Genomic DNA, 18,251 nt, shown 5'->3' with positions numbered 1-18,251 from the left:
GTTCGATTCTTGGGTTGAACCGGGATCCAATTTCAAACAATAATTTTGGGTGTATCGCCTCATGCGGCGAGCCTAATCCATCTCCCGCGGCGATGTTGGATTACGAATTGCAAATAAAGTTTTGTAACCGTATGAGACAAATTTGTTCGAAAACGGCGTTGTCAATACGGCGGCCTGGTTAACGTTATGCGCCTGGTATAAAACTCGTCGCGGTGTATGGTCTGTCGGGCAGGAGCGGATCGTATATTGGAAACAGATGGAAATTGATCCGGCCGGATTAACGATGAGAGTATCTGTTCGAATTGAAATCAATTTTGAAATCGAAAGGGAAATGCGCTAAATAAAAATGGCATCAGAGGTAATAACGCAATGATTTTTTTTCGCCAGTTTTGGCACATTATTTATTACAAAAAGTATTTTAATAAAATGTTAACTTCATTACTTTTGCGAAAGTAATAATCCACCAGCAACCCGTAATTTATTTATGAAAGCAAGAGCAATTAAATTTTTTTCTCCCGAGGATAATGTTTCGGTAACGAAAAAACCTCAGGAGAAACCAAAGCCAACCGGCTATGTTTCGTCCTCGGGCAAACTAGTTCTTCCTCCAAAAACTTTGGAAGAATTAGGTATCGAACCTGAAACAGCTCGCTTTAAAATCGGAGCGCAACAAGGTAAGAGAACCTTGAAGCACCTCTATCTGATCCCGAGCTCGGATGAAAACGGAACATTCGTCCTTACCAGAAGCGGTCGCGGATATTCTATCCCGCTGGAACTGATTCTCCGTAAAGGCGGTGTGGATTTCGAAAATACAAAGTACATTTTTGAGGTAACCCTTTTTAATTACGAAGAAGGCGTTGTCGGTTTTGAACTCACTTTGGGAACCGAAGAACCCAAGCCGGCTTACACTGGCAAACCCAGAGGCCGCAAACCGAAGAATGCAGTGGTTGCTTAATGATATGAACAAAAAAGGGTCCGTTTTTCGGACCCTTTTTTGTTAAGTACTGATTAACAGCATTAATCGTTTTCAGCTGTTTAACGTGTTCCGGACAGGCTCCGGGATTCCAAACAGGTTTTTGCGGCTGTCGGTCGCGAAACGCCGCTCTGCAAATCCCGCAATCACCAGCCAGTTAAGCGATTCATAAACAGTCGCTGGGCTGATTTTAATCCCCCGGCTGCGCATGTCGCGCCATAAAGTATCACCATCCGTAAATTCGTCGGCGACCAGTAATTGATCGGCCACAATAACCCGCTTTTCGGCCAGTCTTATTTTGTGACGGATGCAATAGGCACTGATTTGTTCGTACAGGGACATGCGAATGAATAACGCTTTAAAAAACTATTTTCCAACTTCTACGAGCAAAGTAGCGCTACGCCAAAATGCTTTGTATTCCTTCCCATTCAGATTGCCGGTTTCTTTCCAGCTTTTGGATGCCTCGATGTAATAGGTACCCGGCCAAAGTGGAATAAATTCGGCCAACCCTTTTTCATCGGTGCTGATTTGTTTGCTCCATCCCGATGGCGAAGCCACAGTGATATATAACTTTTCATTTCCATTGTTCTTGAAAAGACCGCGCAGATTAAGCGGACTGTTTACCTTATTGGTTTTCGCAGGGTCGGCGAATACGTTCAATTCGTTCGCATTTGCACCCGGGCTATTGCCGGTATCCGCTTTTCCGACGGCTACTAATGCGCTGGCATTGAACTGATAAACCGTCGTTCCGCCCAGGTCTTTCGACGTGTGGCCTACCGATAGCGTGTATACGCCCTGCTGGTCGGGCGTGAACTCCGCGGTGAAATGATCATCGGCTGCGACGGTGGCCAATTTGGTACGTTTCTGGTCGGGAGCGATGAGCCAGAGCTCAAAATCCTTGACGTCGGAATACCATTCGCCCAGCTTTTCAGGTTTGTCTCCGGGCTCTGCGTAAATGATTTTAACCGCCTGTTTCTGACCGGCTTTGCCTTTTGGAGCAGTTTGGATCCAAAGGGCGTGCGCAAAGAGCTGGGCCGAGCAGCAGAGCAGGAAGGCGGCAATAAGAAGTTGTTTTTTTAACATGATTGAGAAAAATGAGTAGTAAAAAGCGAAGGCTGTGCTAAGGGCACGCTTCGCATGTGGACTTGCAAATATAGTCTATTTGTAATAAGTCCAAATAATATTTAAATATAAATTGCCGCGAAACGACGCTGTGCTTTACGCGCAGCATCGCGGATTGTTAATACACAATTCCTAACCGCAATGCCCTCAGGCCGCTGAGCCCCTGTAAATCTTCCAGTTCGAGCTCTTCGGTGGTGGCTTCGAGGGCATTGGTTTCCTGCAAATAATGAATGAAGGGCAGGTAATCTTCGATATCGCGCTGGTGGAGGTAGATGAGCGCGATTTTGTCTGGCTGGGTAAGCCTTTCCTGGGAGTTTTTGATCCGTACCTTATCGATTCGCTTTTTGATCATCTGGTAGCGGATATTGTAAGCGCCTTCCACATCGAATTTACGTTCATCGCTGCGGAAACTGATATCGATCATGTGGTTATGCACAAAAATCAGCTGCGTGGTATGCAGCTCTTTCGGCATTTCGCCCAGCAACGCACGGGTGAGTTTTGCCACTTCGATCATGGACGACAGTTGCCATAACCGCAGGTTTTTAAGGTGGAAATGGTTGAACGGCTTGTCGGGGGCAATTGACTGGCCTATATAAATGTCGTACTCGATGCCGTCGGTCCTGAATTTCTCAAAATAGCATGGGTACGACACCTGTAATAGTTCCTTCTGGTCTTCGAAATACCGGTTCACGGCCGTATTGATGAGCTCCATGGAATGGTCGAGCTCCTGCCGGTGACGGTGCACCTCGCCCTGAATCGGGTGCGTGACCCCGATATACGCATCGATGAGCGGCGCGGTGCGTGGGTCCTGCTGCGAAAGATGGATGAGGTAGTTTCTTGCCTCTTCGTTCAGAAACATATTCAGGTTGTTCTCCGAAGTACTGTTCAGTTCGCCCTGGCTTACCGCTTTTTGCCATTTGGTGCAATGAAAGCGCAGCTCCTGCATGAGCGACGACCGGTCGAAACCCGCCAGCGCGTTCAGCAGTTCATTCAGCAAATTGAGGTAATGGTCGAGGTCGGCGCGGATGGAGCTATTGCGTTCGTTGGTGGAATTGCGGATGTCGATCGCGCCATACAACGGGTACACGTCGTAGAATGCAATGTTCTCGTTCACTTCGGGAAGGCCTTTCTTGCGGCGGTGGAGGTAATGCCAGGCGGCATCGTTGAACTTCCACTGTACAGCGGGCTGTATCGAAGTGAATTTCTCTTTGATAATGCTTTCCAGTTCCAGATTGAACTCCTCGATATAAATATCCAGCAGCTGTGCCACGGGCGCGAATGCCATTTCGAGAGCGGCCAGTTTCTTTTCGTCGAAACGCTCATCCTCCCACGTATGCATGCAAAGCACACCCACGAGTTTCTGATCTACAAAAAGCGGCACCAATGCCAGCGAGCGCACATTCAGGTCGCGGAAGGGCGCGAGCCAGCCTATCTGGCGCTCGTCTTCGCCCTGTATGTCGGGTGAAAAGAAGGAATTCGGTTTGGAAGCATAGCCTTCCGCCTGGCGTCGGAACTCTTCGGGGGTCAGCCGGTTTTCGCCCCATATCTGAAAAAGCACGCCCGTACCTGCCTGCCCGTACCCGTACACGGCTTGCCCGTTCACACGTACGAAAGGGAAGAGGTCAAATTCGATGCGGTTGTTCTGCACCAGTGTTTTCAACGATTGGATAATGCGCTGGTAGCGGTTCGAGCTATCCCCCGGCACCCGGTTGAACTGTACCTTTTTGATATTTTCGACAGCCATTTTAGCCGTAACGTCCGAGACGGTAATCACCGCAAAGCCCCGGAAGCGGAACATATCGAGCGGCAGCACCTTTTGCAATTGCAGATGCCCGTCCTTTTCGCTGAAATGCGCGTAGATTTCCACGAAGTTGAGATTCGGCAGTTCCTGCGTAGCGCTTACTTCCACAAACTCGGGGCTTACCAGCACTTCGTAGAACCGGTACAACCCGGTTTGGGTGTCCGTCCAGGCGTGGTACTGCTGTATTTTCACCGGGACCTGGAAATTATAAAGTCTTTGCAGGATCAGCGTGTAGATCAAATGCAGGCGCTCGCGCTGGTAATCTTCGGGGTTCTTTTGAAGTTCGTACTGGGAATTGGCGGGCTTCATGTTCAGCATTTCGAACAGCAGGTCGGTACCATAAAAAATATGGGGGAACAACGGCTGGCACATGCCCCAGGCCAGCTTATGCTCCGATGCGAGCGGCGCCGAAAGGCTGCTGTAAACATATTCGAAGAAATCGCCGTAAAGATGTGCCTCATCGAGCTGTACATCGCCCTGCGGAATCTGGTGCTCGTGGAAATACGCCAGGATGTTCTTGTAAAAAGCGGACTTCAGTGTCTTCTCTTCCGCAACCCGCTGTTCCAAGAAGCGGATATAGGGCATAAAGGAAATGGCGGAGTCGAGATCGAGCGGGAGCGCCCTCATTCCGGAGACGTCGAGTACTTCGTTTTTCATGGTGCTATGGCTATGCGAGCCTAAATATACGACACACCATTTGAAAAAAGTGCGTCCCGGCCTTGTCAGCCGAAACGCACCGTAAGCGTGTATTCCCTCGGTAGGACGGGATTAGCGATGATCCTCCCGGAATAGCCCGGGTTCCATTCGAATTTGAAGCCTTTTCAGCATTTCGGCACGGTCGAAGCCGGTTCGCTGGTTTTCGGCCTGCACCGCTTCTCTCGCATTGTTGATGGCATCCTCGTCTATCCAGGTGGCAATGGTAATGTATTCAGTATCTCCCGTTTCCGTGATGCGCTCGTACGCGTAGTCGCGCACGAAGCCGTTGAGCGAATGAATGAACGCCCGTGCCATGTGCTGGCGTTCCAGGAAAGTTTCTTTGGCTGCGGCGGGAATGAGGTATTTGCTGATGAACGAGATCTGTTGGTTGCCTGTTGGTGTTTCCATGATTTTTGAATTGAATAGCAGTTATACTTTGGTTTTGATGGATACAAAATTCCAAAGCAGCACCTCGCTATTCTTGTAAAAAATCATTGATTTACCAGAATACCGGAGATTTGAAAAACTCGGTAGGGGTGAGTCCGGTGAAAAGTTTGAAGTCTTTATTGAAATGCGGCTGATCGAAATAACCCGCATCGAGCGCAATTTGCGCTAATGGCTGCCCTGACCGGCCCTTTGCTACCACCGATTTCATTTTAACAATATAGGCAAATTGCTTCGCGGAAAGCCCGGCTACCCGCCTGAAACGCTTTTCGAACACATCCTGACTCACGTGCAGCGATGCCGCCAGTTCTTTGATACGGAGCTGGCCGCCGGCGTTATGGATCTTTTGAATAGCGACCAATACCATATTATCCGGCGTTTTGCCGCTTACCCGGCTGAGCAGGAAACGTTCGATCAATGCAATACGCGCCGTGTGCGAGGGCTGCTCCGCCAGTTGCACTTCCAGCGGGCCGGTATCCCTGAACCCGTCGAGGCAATCCATTGCAATGCTCGTGTCGCTCAGTTCATGCAGCGGTTCGCGAAGGAACGGCGCAATGCCGCCTTCCCGAAAAACGACCAGGATATTGATCGTGCCGGAATCATACCGCATAGCCCTCCCGGATTTCCGCAAACCGGAAACGACGAACGGTTCGAGCACATCGGTGCCGCCATGGTGATTTACGGACACCTGCCCGCTCAGTCTGAACACCATTACGGGCGATGTTTCGGGCAGCACATGGTTGACCACCTCCGCCGGTGTTTCGATCACCTTGTAGGTTTGGATAAAGGGGCTAAGCTCCGGCGTCGGGAAATAGGTCTCGATGGTCATTATTTCCGCAACCGGAATGCGGCCTCAACGGTTCCCGCAGGCCGCTAAATCGCGGCAGTACCACTTGGTGCCCCTGGGCTTTCTTCAAACCGTGCTTTCGTCAAACCGGGCTTTCGTCAAAGTGTATCACATTTCCGGATTTTTGTATAAGTCGCCGGCGGAAGCGACCCGGTAAATTTGTAGCATCAAAACACCAAAACAATTGTCAATCATGTCAAAAACAATTTTTATTACCGGCGCTTCCAAAGGATTCGGCCGTATATGGGCAGAGGCTTTTTTGAAAAGAGGGGACAAAGTAGCGGCTACCGCCCGCAATACCGAAACGCTGAAAGACCTCACGGCGCAATATCCCGACACACTTTTAACCATTCAGCTGGATGTGAACGACCGGGCGGCGAGTTTCGCGGCGATCGAGCAGACCAACCAGCATTTTGGCAGCGTCGACGTGGTGATCAATAATGCGGGTTACGGCTTGTTCGGCGCTATTGAAGAAACCAGCGAAAAAGAGGCTCGTGACCAGATCGAAACCAACGTTTTCGGCCTTCTGTGGGTGACACAAGCTGCTATCCCGGTGATGCGGGCACAGGGCGGTGGTCATATTATCCAGGTTTCCAGCGTGCTGGGGGTGGCTACGCTGCCGGTACTGGGTCTTTACAATGCTTCCAAATGGGCCGTTGAAGGATTGAGCGAAACGCTCGCTTCGGAAGTGAAAGACTTTGGTATTAAAGTAACCATCGTAGAGCCCAACGGCTTCTCGACCGACTGGGGCGGTGCTTCGGCATCTCACAGCGAGCCGATCGCATTGTACGACGGCATTAAGGAGGCGCTTTACGCCGGGCTGACACCCGATACCATCGGTGATCCGCAGGCCACACCGGACGCGATTCTGAAAGTAGTGGACGAAGAAAACCCGCCATTGCGAATCTTCCTCGGTAAAGTTGGGTTCCCTTGGTTGAACCAGGTATATGCCGACCGCCTTGCAACCTGGGAAGAATGGAAAGAGGTAGCCGACGCCGCCCATGGTGGTCAGGTAACCGCCTGATTTTAGATAAATTCGATTAAAATTTGTTGTCAAGTTGAGCGGCCCGCGCCGCTCAACTTGACAACTTCAATGCGTTTGCCACAATTACTTAACCGTTTTCAAAACCATGGACCATTATAAAAGCATCAGCGAGCTCCACCGCGCCAGTAATATGCCGGCTCCGGAGCACCCTATGATCAGCATGTTCACGTGTGATGAGCTGAAAAGCTGTACGCTGGGCTGGCGGGAGTTTACGACGGATTTTTACATGATCGCATTTAAAAAGATCAAAGCCGGGCATATCCTTTACGGCCGCACGAAATACGACCACGAAAACGGTTCGATGCTTTTTTCGAAGCCGCGGCAGGTGATTGAAATGAACAATATAGAGCTGGAAGAGAAGGGTTTTATTCTTTACGTGCACGAGGACTTTCTGGGCGGCCACCCGCTGCATTCGGAAATCCGTAAATATGGCTTTTTCGATTATGAAGCCAATGAAGCACTGCATTTATCGGAGCGCGAGGAGCAGATTATCTGGGACCTTTTCAGCCGTATTCAAAGCGAATATTTTAACAATACCGACGAGTACAGTCGCGACATTATTCTCACACACCTGGATTCGATGCTGAAATACTCGCAGCGTTTTTATAAACGCCAGTTTATCAACCGTACACAGCTTTCGGGCACCACCGTTTCGCGTTTCAATGCGAGCCTGGCGACCTATTTTGAAGACGGTAATTTCCAGGAAAAAGGATTGCCGTCCGTCAAACTCATGGCCGATATGCTCAATACCTCGCCGCGTTACCTGAGCGATTTGCTCAAACAGGAAACCGGAAAAACGGCCATTGAACTGATCCATATTTTCCTCGTTTCCGAGGCGAAAAATATGCTGCTCAGTACAGATAAAACCGTTGCGGAAACCGCTTACCTTCTGGGTTTTGAAAACCCGCCTTATTTTTCGAGGCTATTCAAAAAGGAAACCGGTTTCAGTCCGAATGAATATAAAAAGCGGGTCGAATTTTCAGGGCAGGGCGGGGTAGCGTGATTATTCAAATCGTTTTTGTTGTTACATGCCTGCGGCATTACCGATGATCATCGGGGCCGCGATCGAGTGCCGTCAGGCACGCAACGTTGGTAGCAAACGAGTCCATGTTTGTATTTAAGTCCGGTAGGGACGCAACAACAAATGGTTTAAATATTCGACCGAAAAAATAGCAAATACCGCCCCGCTGACGTTCTAATAGCTGATTTGTGGATCAAATTCGTTTATTTGGTCGGTTTATTAGACGTTACTCTGGAAAATACATGATTCAATTGAAACCCGGGAAATACCGGCGCCGTATTCTTTTATTATGGCGTGGCTTTGGTATCGGGCTCGCCTTGCTGATTTTTTACATCGCTGCCGTTAACTACAATTTTTTCTGGCTTTTCGGGGGAATGCCCGACTTAAAGGCACTTGAAAACCCTAAGAGCGAGATCGCCTCCGAGCTGATTTCACAGGATGGTAAATCGCTCGGTAAATACCTGATCGAGAACCGATCACCGGTGGAGATATCCGAAATTTCCCCCAATCTGATCAACGCATTGCTGGCTACGGAAGATACCCGTTTCATCAGCCATTCGGGTATCGATCCGCGCAGCCTTTTACGGGTCGCGAAGGGTATTCTGACGGGGAATTCCAGCTCGGGCGGGGGGAGTACACTCACGCAGCAGGTCGCGAAAAACCTGTTCAATACCCGCTCGGAAGAGTTCGAAGGGACATTAAGTAAAATCCCCGGCGTACGGATCGTGATCGCCAAAACGAAAGAATGGATCCTTTCCATTGTCCTCGAACGCAAGTATACCAAGCAGGAAATCATGCAAATGTACCTGAACACCGTTTCGTTCGGGAACAATGCATTTGGTATCAAGGTCGCTGCCAAAACGTATTTCAATAAGGACGTTTTCGAGCTTGATATTCCTGAGTCGGCGCTGCTCGTGGGAATGCTGCAAAACCCTACGATCTATAATCCCGTTCGCTTCCCTCAGAACGCGCTTAACCGCCGTAATACCGTGCTCGCGCAAATGCGGAAGTACGACGATATCACCGACGACGATTTCAATGTGCTCAGCGCGAAGCCGCTGGGGCTGGAATTTGCGATGGAGACACACGCCAACGGCCCGGCACCGTATTTCTGGGAATCGATGCGCGGCTACCTGAAAGCCTGGGTGAAAATGTACAACGAGGAAAATGGTACCGACCTGAACCTCTACACGAGCGGCCTGCGGATTTACACGACCATCGACTCGCGCATGCAGGGGTACATGGAGGAGGCGCTGACCCGGCACATGCGGGAGCAGCAAAAGACATTCAATGACCACTGGAAGGGCCGTAATCCGTGGATCGATGAGGATGGTAAGGAAATCCCCGGTTTCATCAACACCGCCGTGCGGCGTCTTCCTTACTTCAACGTTCTGAAAAACAAGCTGGGCGAAGAAGAAGCGTGGAAGGTGATGAACAAGCCCTACAAAATGAAAGTGTTCTCCTGGGATGGCGAGAAGGAAATGACGATGAGCCCGATCGACTCCATCAAATACTACAAACGCTTCCTGCGGGCGGGTATGATGGCCATGGACCCGCGCAACGGGCACGTGAAGGCGTGGGTAGGAGGGATTAATTTCAAGTATTTCCAGTACGACCACGTGAAGCAGGGCAAGCGCCAGCCGGGTTCTACCTTCAAGCCGTTTGTGTACACGGCAGGTTTGGATAAAAACTTCATCACCCCTTGTGAAAAGATCATGGATTCGCCTGTGACATTCCAGGCGGGGATCGACGATGTGAATGAAGATTATACCCCCAAAAACTCCAATGGCGTGTATTCTGAGCAGCCGCTGACGCTTCGGCAGGCATTGGGGAAATCGGTCAACTCGGTGACAGCCAATATCATGAAAATGGTGAAAGCCAACACGGTAGTCGATTATGCGCACAAACTGGGTATTACCAGTGAGTTACCGGCCACCCCCGCGCTTTGTCTGGGGACCGGCGACGTGTCGGTTTACGAGATGGTATCGGCCTATTCGTCGTTTGCCAACGGTGGGTATAAAGTGATGCCGATGACGATTCTGCGTATCGAAGACCGCCACGGAAAGCTCCTGGCGGAATTTCACGAGCAGCAAAGCCAGGAACTCAGCGAGAACATGGCCTATAATATGCTGTACCTCATGCGCGGCGCAGTGGAAGACGCGGGTGGTACGGCAGGTCGTTTGCGGCAATATGGCGTTACCGACGGCAATGAAATCGCAGCCAAAACAGGTACCTCGCAGAATCATTCAGACGGGTGGTTTATGGGTATGACCCATAACCTCGTGGCCGGCGTATGGGTGGGCGGCGAGGATCGCAGCATTCACTACCGGAGCCTTGCGCTCGGGCAGGGCGGGCGCGTAGCGATGCCCGCGTGGGGCGCATTCATGCAAAAGGTTTACAACGATCAGACGCTCATTCAATACCGCAAAGGCCCATTCCCGAGGCCGGAAGGATATACCGGCGAATGTGCCACCGACTCGACAACGGTTTCCGAGGATGTATATACACCTCCCGCGAAATCGGATGATGAAGGGGTGTTATTCTAAAAAAGGTTAAATGCCAGCCTGAGCGACTGCTCAGGCTGGCATTCTCGCTACGCTGGTTTAATATTCTGGTTTACCTTAAATAAGTTATCGGGGTCGTATTTGGCCTTGACCTGCCTCAGCCTTTCGTAGTTGCTTCCGTAGGTTGCTTGTACGCGGTCTGCGCCTTCATCCATCATAAAATTGACATACGCCCCGCCCGCACCATGTGGGTGGAGTTCCTGCCAATAGTCGCGTGCAAAGTTGGTAACCAGGTCTTTTTCAGAGTGATCGGGCGAAATGCCCACGATCACCATCGACCAGGTGGCGTCGCGGTAGTTCCAGGCGGTGTCTTCATTTTTTACCCGGCCAGCAGCTCCGTTGATAGGGTAGAGGTGCATTCCCGAGAAGAAATTGGGGATTCTGTGCGCGTGTTTGATATGCACATCCATTACTTCCGAACTCAGGTGTTTTACAAAATCGCCCTTCCAGTACCAGTACAATCCGGGTGCGAAGAGGTCGTCGAACATGGTTTGCAGCGCCGGAACGGGTAACGGCCCCACGGCGTCGATCAGCGGCTTGCGGAATTTGCGTACCATTTCGAAAACTTCCGACGCTTCCTCCTCGTCTACGCAGCACCACACAATTCCGCACATCAGTTGAAGGTGGTATTGTTCGGGAAATATCGGCGCAGGGGGGATTTTGTGAAAATTGAAGAACCCACTCACACTATCCGGCGCTTTCTTGATGAAATCCTGGTACCATTCCATCATGGCTTTGGATTCGTTGATATCCCAGAACATCGGTCCGCCATAGACGGTATGTACCTCGTGCGCACGGAAAAGGAATGAAGTTACTACACCGAAATTACCACCTCCGCCGCGGATAGCCCAGAACAGGTCCGGGTTGTCGGTAGGCGAAGCTTTCACCTTTGTTCCATTGGCCAGTACCACTTCTGCTTCGAGCAGGTTGTCGATTGTCAGGCCTCCGAAGCGTGTCAAATGACCCAAACCCCCTCCCAGCGTAAGCCCTCCGATACCCGTTGTGGCATTGATTCCCGTAGGCACGGCCAATCCATGAGGGTGACCAGCCTTGTCGAGGTCGCCGAGGAGGCACCCGCCTTGTGCCCGTATTGTGCGGGCCACGGGGTCGACGGTCACATTGCGCATAGCCGACAAATCAATGACTAACCCATGGTCACATACGCCGAGCCCGGCACCATTGTGGCCGCCGCAGCGCACAGCCACCAGCAGATCGTTTTCGCGCGCAAACTGAACGGCTTTGACGACATCCGTCTCATCCGCACAACGGACAATGAACTCGGGGCATTTGTCCACCATACCGTTATGGACTTTTCTGGCGGTATCGTAGTCGGCGTCACCGGGGGTAATAACCCTGCCCCTGAAATGGGGGATTGTTTTAGAGGAACTGTTTGTTTCCATCTGAGAAGGGGTTTAAATAGAAAACAAGAAAACCTACCGGTCCGAATGGACCGAATTTCAGATGATTGTGGTGTAGCAAAGCGAAGGAATGCGTAAAAGGCCGTGGCTCCCGCGATGGCGCGGCAGAGTACCGGCGGTTATAAATATACTAATTTTTGAATTGAGCCTCAAAAAGTTAGGATTTTATCGCAAGCAAAATGTGTAAGAAAGTGTTTGAAAAATCGCTCACGCAGGTTTAGTTTTATGTTTGGGAATACAAATCGTGTTCCGCGCCCTAATCTGCCGGTATTAAATTGAAAAATCCTTCGCAATGGAAATGGTTTCGTCCGCTGGTAATCCTGATCTGGACGTTGCTGCTGAACCTTTTTCTTGTACAGAAATTTATCGGAAGCCAATGGAAAAGCGTCACCATTACATTGGCGTGGCTGGGGTGTGCGCTTATTACCTGGCAGCTCATGGCGTTGTGGAGCGAGAGATGGCGCGCACGATTTCCCGACATTACCCAAACCCGGCAACGGATCTTCGGGACTTTTTCGGGTTATCTGGTGATCGAAGTGCTTAGCCAGGGCTTCTTTTTTCTGCTGGTGTACCTCGCGCGTTGGGATTGGGAAGTATTTACCTTAAAAGAATACAGCATTTACATCACGCTTTGCGTGGTGACACTCTTGGCGGTAGGCGCCATTTATGAGTTGATCTACTCGTTGAGCCAATATGGAATCGCATTGCAGGAAGAGGAGGCGATCAAGAAAAAGGCGCTCCAAAATCAGTTTGATAACCTCAAAAATCAGGTTAATCCGCATTTTTTGTTCAATAGCCTCAATTCCCTTTCGGCACTTGTGGAAGAGGACCGGGTGCAGGCGGGTGAGTTTCTGGACGAACTTTCGAGCGTGTACCGGTATTTGCTCCATACCAGCGAAAACGGGCTGGCGTCGCTCAAAAGCGAGAGCGAGTTTATTCGTTCCTACCTCTTCCTGACGAGTACCCGCTACGGCTCGGCGATCGAAGTAGAAATGGATATCGATGAAAGCTGCGCGCATTGCATGGTACCGATGCTCACATTGCAGACGCTCGTCGACAATGCGATCCGGAACAACGTGGTCATGAAGCAAAGGCCGCTGAAACTGTCGATCACAACGCAGGGCAAGCAGCTGGAAGTCCGGAACTCGATTCAGCCGAAACATGTGAATGCCGCCCGCGAGGGGCTCGAAACCCTGATTGCCCGGTTCCGTGACCTGAACCTGGAAGAACCGATGCTTTTCGACGACGGGGAGACGTTTACCGTAAGCATACCCGTAGGGACAACCCGTAACCAATTCGAAACGACGTGAAGCTACTGGTCAGTTATACCAAACAAGACATATGGATCGCGCTTGCGTTGCTTCCTGCGTACATCGTGCTGATGAATTACTTGTTGGTAGGGGGCATTTACTTTTCGGACATTTCGGTGTTTGCAAAGGCGACAATCGTTTCTACCGTCGTTTTCGGACTTGCCTATCAGCTGATTCACGCGCGGATCGGTTTCTGGTTTCGTAAGCAATTTTCGCATTTCAAGCAGACTCCCAAAAGGATGCTGCTGATGATCCCGGCGCATATCGTTTGTAACCTGGCCATCATCAGCGGGCTGTTCTTCCTTTATAAAGCTGCCGGTTTCAAGGGCTACGTTTACGACCTCACCAGTTATGAATGGGCGCTTGCATTGGGGGCGGTCATGAATGTCGTGGTCACGTGCATACACGAGGGCGTGTACGCGTTCGAGCTGTGGCAGCAGAAGCTGCTCGAAACCGAGAAGCTGCGCAAAGCCAACCTCCAAAGCCAGTTTGAGAGCCTGAAACAGCAGATCAACCCGCATTTCCTGTTCAATTGCCTCAACTCACTTTCGTCGCTGATCGAAGAGGATGCCGAGCTGGCTACGCAGTTTATCGATGAAATGAGCAATGTGTACCGGTACCTGCTGCGCAGTAACGAGTCGGAACTTACCACCCTGGAATCGGAGCTTAACTTCGCAACTTCTTATTTTCACCTGCTCAGCACGCGCTACGGTAGTAATCTGCGCTTGGAAGAGGAAATTGACCCAGCCTACCGCGCCCACATGCTGCCACCGCTCACATTGCAGTTGCTGATGGAAAACGTGGTGAAGCACAACGTAATCATGCCCCAGCAACCGCTTTATATCCGGTTGAATACGACGATCGATGGCCGGCTTGTGGTATCGAACAACCTCCAAAGGCGCTCGGTTACAATTCCTTCCAGTCGGATAGGTCTCGCCAATATTGCAACGAAATACAGTTTGCTAGGGCAAGGAGAGATCAATATCGATGAAAACCCGCAGCGTTTTTCGGTAAGTCTTCCACTGCTGGTGTCGGAGTAGCTCACATCGTTTTTAATGTCATTACACTCTTGATCGCGGCCGACTCTCCATCTTCGGGAAGCAGATTGAAGCGTACTTTCAAAGTAGTTTCGGTCAGTTCGAGAACTTCCCAATCATCTTTTTCCAGGCCGCTGGGCACACTTTTCATTTTGATGATCTTCGCTGCTTCGTCGTAGGCCCAGTTGGCCGTGTAGTTTTCCTGCTCCTCTTTGGCATTGCATCGTTTACTGCCGGTATTGGTAATAAACTTCCCGTCCTTTTGAAATACAATAAAATCGTCGAGGTCGCATTCGATGAGTAGCTGCATGAGGTCGGTTTCCTTGTCACCGTCCTCGTCCAGGTCAAGCGGTTTTACCAGGTCCCAGGTTTCGGTCTTCCATTTTTTGTCGGTGAAAGTGATTTTAAGAGGCTCGGGCGTGATGTCCTTTTTGTCGTTGTCTTTACAGGAGGAAGCCGCGATGGTGAGCAGGGAAAACAGGGTAATGTAAGTGTAATGTTTCATTTTCATGGCTAACAGATTTGCATTTGGTTGAGCCAAAATTAGAATGGCTTCCCGGTGCCGGCCGCGTGCATTGTGCATCAACCGGGACAAGCAGGGGATGAAGCGTACAAGGCGGCGCATGGAGTGTTCAACCGGCTGAAATGTCGATTCGGGCTGGTATTTTGCCGGTACCGGTTGAGGTGGTGACGTTTCATCGCCTTTAAATACCGTTTCATAGAACGTTTATGTGTTTCCGTTTCCCGCAGGTTTCAGGAATTGGTTAACTTGACCTAACTTTTGATCCTAAAACGTGAACTACAAAACCAATTTATGAAGGTATTATTGATTGAAGACGAGGATCTGGCTGTGAGAAAACTCTCCAAACTACTGACTGAAATTGATAGCAACATAGAAATCGTCGGCAAGGCTGCCAGCGTGCAGGAATCCGTGGATTTCCTGAAAGAAAATGAAGTCCCCGACCTTATTCTGATGGATATCGAGCTGGCCGACGGTCAGAGTTTCGAGATCTTCGACCAGGTGAAAGTGGAATCGCCGGTAATATTTACTACTTCCTACGATGAGTACGCACTGAGGGCATTCAAAGTCAATAGTATCGATTACCTGCTCAAACCGATCAAGCGGCAGGAACTGGAAGCAAGCCTTGCGAAATATAACCGCCTGACGAAGGGAGCGGAGACTGATCCTGCCAAAAATGCCGCTAATGTCGACCGCGATGCCATCGATTCGCTCGTTAAACAACTTCGCCAGCAAATGCAGCCTTCGGAATACCGCAAGCGGTTCCTGGTTAAGCATTTGCAGCAATGGGTGCCCGTGGAGGTGAGTGATATTGCCTATTTTTATTCAGAGGAGGGGACAAGTCTTTTCAAATCAAAGAATAACCAGAAATACCCGGTTGATTACACGTTGGACGAGCTCGAAAAAATGCTCGATCCCGACTGCTTTTTTCGCGCCAACCGCCAGTTCATCATCAGCGTGCATTGCGTTCAGCAGATCAACCCGTATTTCAATAACAAAATCAAGCTCGCGCTTACGCCCGCTCCTGAAAGCGAGGTGATTATCAGTCGCGAAAAAGCAATGGATTTCAAGAAGTGGCTTGGTAAATAGCATTACGCAATTCATGCAGCGATAATGACGCTTCAAAGGATTTGACAATGGAAATCGCTGGCCGGCAGGGCATTTTTGCAACGTCGGCCTTGCCGGCAGTTTTCCAAACTGTTATTTCCAAAAGCCATGTTAAAAAAAATCCTGAAATGGACCGGCCGTACGTTGCTGGTCATCGTGCTGCTGGCACTCGGTTACTACACCAAAGCCTACATCGCAATCGGTAACCGGAAAAGTAAAGTTTATCCGGTAACCCCCGTCAAACTCGACATCCCGACCGATTCTGCCACCATTGCCCAGGGCCAGCGCCTGGTTACTACCAAGGGGTGCAACGACTGCCACGGCAAAGACCTCGGCGGCCGCGTCCTCTTCGAGCAGGACGGGGTAGGCCGGCTGGTCGCCCGGAACCTTACCAAAGGGAAAGGAGGCATATCGAAGGATTATAGTACCGACGACTGGGTACGGGCGATCCGCCACGGCGTGCAGCAAGACGGTACGCCGCTTATTTACATGCCGTCGGCCGGTTTTAACAAGCTCAGCGAAACAGATTTGAAGGCGGTGATCGCCTATTGTGCACAAGTGGCGCCCGTTGACCGCGTGAACCCGCCGAGTGAGATCGGCGTGGGAGCCACCATTATGGCCGACCTGGGCGAGTTGGAGCTGTTCGAAGCGGAGAAAATTGATCATAATGCCGTACCTCCGCTGGCGGTACGCGAAGGCGTCACCGCCGACTTCGGTAAATATGTGTCGCAAATTTGTACCGGCTGCCACAAGCCCGATATGAAAGGTACACCGGGAGAAGGCGGCACGCCCGACATTTCGTCAACCGGAAAAAGTGCCGGCTGGACGGACGAGCAGTTTTTCCAGACGCTTCGCACGGGTAAGCGCCCCGACGGCACCGAGCTGAAAGCGCCCATGCCGTGGCAAATGACCGCCGCGTTTTCGGATACCGAAATGCGGGCTTTGCGGATGTATTTGAAGAGCATCTGATCGCAGTAATTTGCAACACTGCCGGGATGGCGTTGGAGTTTTTCCGAATTATTTGGAAATTGAACGCCATCCTACTCAATTCGTTTCTTCTCATTACCCAACCGGGCAATCTTTCGGATTCGCCTTTGGTTCGGCACATGCCGCCCCCGTGGGTTAGTCCTTTGAAGTACAGTTATTTCACCGGATTTTTTTATGAGCAGAATTAAATGTTTGATCATCGATGAGCCGTACGCTTCGAGCGTTCTCGAATCCTACATCGGCGAGTTGGAGTCCCTGGAACACGTGGGGACATTTTACCACGCGATCGACGGGCTGATGTATCTTCAGCAGAACAAGATCGACCTCCTGTTTCTGGACATTATGCTTCCCAAAGTGACGGGAGAAGCGTTCCTGGAGTTGTTACCCTGCCGGCCCAGGGTTATTTTTCTGTCCGACAGAAAAAAGCGTTGGAAGCGGCGCAACGATAAGTACATTATCGATTGCCTGGTAAAACCCATCACGTTCGAGAGCTTCCTCGCGAGCGTCGACCGCTACTATGCGGCTGTACCGCAGCCGGTCATGAAGCGGGGCTCACCCGGCAGGCGCAGACGGCCCGCACCGGATAGGGGGCCGTTCATTTACCTCTTTTCGGGCCGGTCGGTGGTGAAAGTATTCCTGGATGAGGTGCTTTACATCGAAGGAGTAAAGCAGTATACGAAAATCAAAACCACTGAGAAAGAACTGATTGTATATCAGGGGCTGACGGCGATCGAAGAACGGATCGCAGGAAGAGGCTTTATGAGGGTGCATCGCTCGCTGATCGTGGCGATCAGCAAAGTAACGGCGTTTACCGAGCATACAATCGAGATTGCCAGCCACATCTTACCCGTGAGCGCGCCTTATCGCAGGCAAGTGGCGCGGCTGATCCGCGCGGGGCTGAGGGACGTATAGCGCATTTTCAGTAACGTATACTATTGCATTAAGAAAAGATAATCGTACTTTGAACGCCTAATCCAATCTTTTCAAACATGGGAAAATTCGTAATTACAAAAAGAGCTAACGGAGAATTTCAATTTAACCTGAAAGCCGGAAACGGTCAGGTGATCCTGGCAAGCGAGGGTTATACCACCAAAGCAGCTTGCGAAAACGGGATCGAGTCGGTGAAGAAGAATTCACAGGACGATGCGCGTTTCGAGCGCCTTACTTCGAAAAACGACAAATTCTATTTCCTTTTGAAAGCTACCAACGGGCAGGCAATCGGAAGCAGTGAAATGTACGAAAGCGTAGCAAGCCGCGACAACGGGATCGAATCCGTAAAGAAAAATGCGCCGGAGGCTGAGGTAGACGATCAATCGGCGGCGTAGGTCGTTCAGATATACAGAAAAGCGCAGGATAATAATT

17 protein-coding genes are annotated in these 18,251 nt (G+C 50.6%); 10 read left to right on the top strand and 7 right to left on the bottom strand.

Going from position 1 to position 18,251, the window contains the following annotated elements; all coding sequences use genetic code 11:
- Positions 1-484 precede the first annotated feature (484 nt).
- Positions 485-952, top strand: coding sequence for a hypothetical protein (locus tag CLV60_RS29430; RefSeq protein WP_106598987.1), 468 nt, complete (start codon positions 485-487; stop codon positions 950-952).
- A gap of 72 nt (positions 953-1,024) precedes the next feature.
- Here the strand turns inward: CLV60_RS29430 and CLV60_RS29425 are convergent, their stop codons facing one another.
- From CLV60_RS29425 to CLV60_RS29405, 5 genes are all read right to left on the bottom strand, one after another.
- A complete protein-coding gene (locus CLV60_RS29425) occupies positions 1,025-1,312 on the bottom strand; it encodes a transcriptional repressor (RefSeq protein ID WP_106598986.1) in 288 nt (95 codons plus the stop codon).
- A 24-nt stretch (positions 1,313-1,336) separates the two neighbouring features.
- Positions 1,337-2,053: a DUF4198 domain-containing protein gene (locus CLV60_RS29420; protein ID WP_106598985.1), complete on the bottom strand. Its 717-nt coding sequence runs from the start codon at positions 2,051-2,053 to the stop codon at positions 1,337-1,339.
- 157 nt (positions 2,054-2,210) lie between these two features.
- Positions 2,211-4,550 (bottom strand): GAF domain-containing protein, encoded by a 2,340-nt coding sequence (locus tag CLV60_RS29415; RefSeq protein WP_106598984.1) that lies wholly within the window; start codon positions 4,548-4,550, stop codon positions 2,211-2,213.
- Positions 4,551-4,661: 111 nt separating this feature from the next.
- Positions 4,662-4,997 (bottom strand): antibiotic biosynthesis monooxygenase, encoded by a 336-nt coding sequence (locus CLV60_RS29410; RefSeq protein WP_106598983.1) that lies wholly within the window; start codon positions 4,995-4,997, stop codon positions 4,662-4,664.
- A 91-nt stretch (positions 4,998-5,088) separates the two neighbouring features.
- On the bottom strand, positions 5,089-5,862 hold the full coding sequence (locus CLV60_RS29405) for a helix-turn-helix domain-containing protein (RefSeq protein WP_106598982.1): 774 nt from the start codon (positions 5,860-5,862) through the stop codon (positions 5,089-5,091).
- 211 nt (positions 5,863-6,073) lie between these two features.
- Here CLV60_RS29405 and CLV60_RS29400 point away from each other — a divergent pair, with 211 nt between their 5' ends.
- From CLV60_RS29400 to CLV60_RS29390, 3 genes are all read left to right on the top strand, one after another.
- Positions 6,074-6,904 (top strand): SDR family oxidoreductase, encoded by an 831-nt coding sequence (locus CLV60_RS29400; RefSeq protein WP_106598981.1) that lies wholly within the window; start codon positions 6,074-6,076, stop codon positions 6,902-6,904.
- 106 nt (positions 6,905-7,010) lie between these two features.
- Entirely contained in the window at positions 7,011-7,928 is a 918-nt protein-coding gene (locus tag CLV60_RS29395) for a helix-turn-helix domain-containing protein (RefSeq protein ID WP_106598980.1), read from the top strand.
- A gap of 260 nt (positions 7,929-8,188) precedes the next feature.
- Positions 8,189-10,492 carry a penicillin-binding protein 1A gene (locus CLV60_RS29390; protein WP_106598979.1) on the top strand — a complete coding sequence of 768 codons (2,304 nt, stop codon included), beginning with the start codon at positions 8,189-8,191 and terminating at the stop codon, positions 10,490-10,492.
- A 47-nt stretch (positions 10,493-10,539) separates the two neighbouring features.
- Here the strand turns inward: CLV60_RS29390 and CLV60_RS29385 are convergent, their stop codons facing one another.
- A complete protein-coding gene (locus CLV60_RS29385; RefSeq protein WP_106598978.1) occupies positions 10,540-11,910 on the bottom strand; it encodes an FAD-binding oxidoreductase in 1,371 nt (456 codons plus the stop codon).
- Positions 11,911-12,203: 293 nt separating this feature from the next.
- On the opposite strand from CLV60_RS29385, the gene CLV60_RS29380 reads away from it, so the two are divergent.
- Together CLV60_RS29380 and CLV60_RS29375 are read left to right on the top strand one after the other, a co-directional pair.
- Positions 12,204-13,238, top strand: coding sequence for a sensor histidine kinase (locus tag CLV60_RS29380; RefSeq protein WP_106598977.1), 1,035 nt, complete (start codon positions 12,204-12,206; stop codon positions 13,236-13,238).
- Positions 13,235-14,278 (top strand): sensor histidine kinase, encoded by a 1,044-nt coding sequence (locus CLV60_RS29375; protein ID WP_229211186.1) that lies wholly within the window; start codon positions 13,235-13,237, stop codon positions 14,276-14,278. The genes CLV60_RS29380 and CLV60_RS29375 overlap by 4 nt, the downstream gene beginning before the upstream one ends.
- A 1-nt stretch (position 14,279) precedes the next feature.
- Here the strand turns inward: CLV60_RS29375 and CLV60_RS29370 are convergent, their stop codons facing one another.
- Positions 14,280-14,786, bottom strand: a complete 507-nt coding sequence (locus tag CLV60_RS29370) for a lipocalin family protein (protein ID WP_106598976.1) — start codon at positions 14,784-14,786, stop codon at positions 14,280-14,282.
- A 303-nt stretch (positions 14,787-15,089) separates the two neighbouring features.
- On the opposite strand from CLV60_RS29370, the gene CLV60_RS29365 reads away from it, so the two are divergent.
- From CLV60_RS29365 to CLV60_RS29345, 4 genes are all read left to right on the top strand, one after another.
- Positions 15,090-15,884: a LytR/AlgR family response regulator transcription factor gene (locus tag CLV60_RS29365; RefSeq protein WP_106598975.1), complete on the top strand. Its 795-nt coding sequence runs from the start codon at positions 15,090-15,092 to the stop codon at positions 15,882-15,884.
- A gap of 126 nt (positions 15,885-16,010) precedes the next feature.
- Positions 16,011-16,871, top strand: coding sequence for a c-type cytochrome (locus CLV60_RS29360; protein WP_106598974.1), 861 nt, complete (start codon positions 16,011-16,013; stop codon positions 16,869-16,871).
- A 192-nt stretch (positions 16,872-17,063) separates the two neighbouring features.
- Complete coding sequence (locus CLV60_RS29350) at positions 17,064-17,801, top strand: LytR/AlgR family response regulator transcription factor (RefSeq protein WP_106598972.1); 738 nt, start codon at positions 17,064-17,066, stop codon at positions 17,799-17,801.
- A gap of 77 nt (positions 17,802-17,878) precedes the next feature.
- A complete protein-coding gene (locus tag CLV60_RS29345; RefSeq protein WP_106598971.1) occupies positions 17,879-18,214 on the top strand; it encodes a YegP family protein in 336 nt (111 codons plus the stop codon).
- The last annotated feature ends 37 nt before the right edge of the window (positions 18,215-18,251 follow it).

It is taken from the genome of Dyadobacter jiangsuensis (assembly GCF_003014695.1).
GTDB classification, from domain to species: domain Bacteria; phylum Bacteroidota; class Bacteroidia; order Cytophagales; family Spirosomataceae; genus Dyadobacter; species Dyadobacter jiangsuensis.
This window is presented reverse-complemented; position numbering and strand designations above follow the sequence as displayed.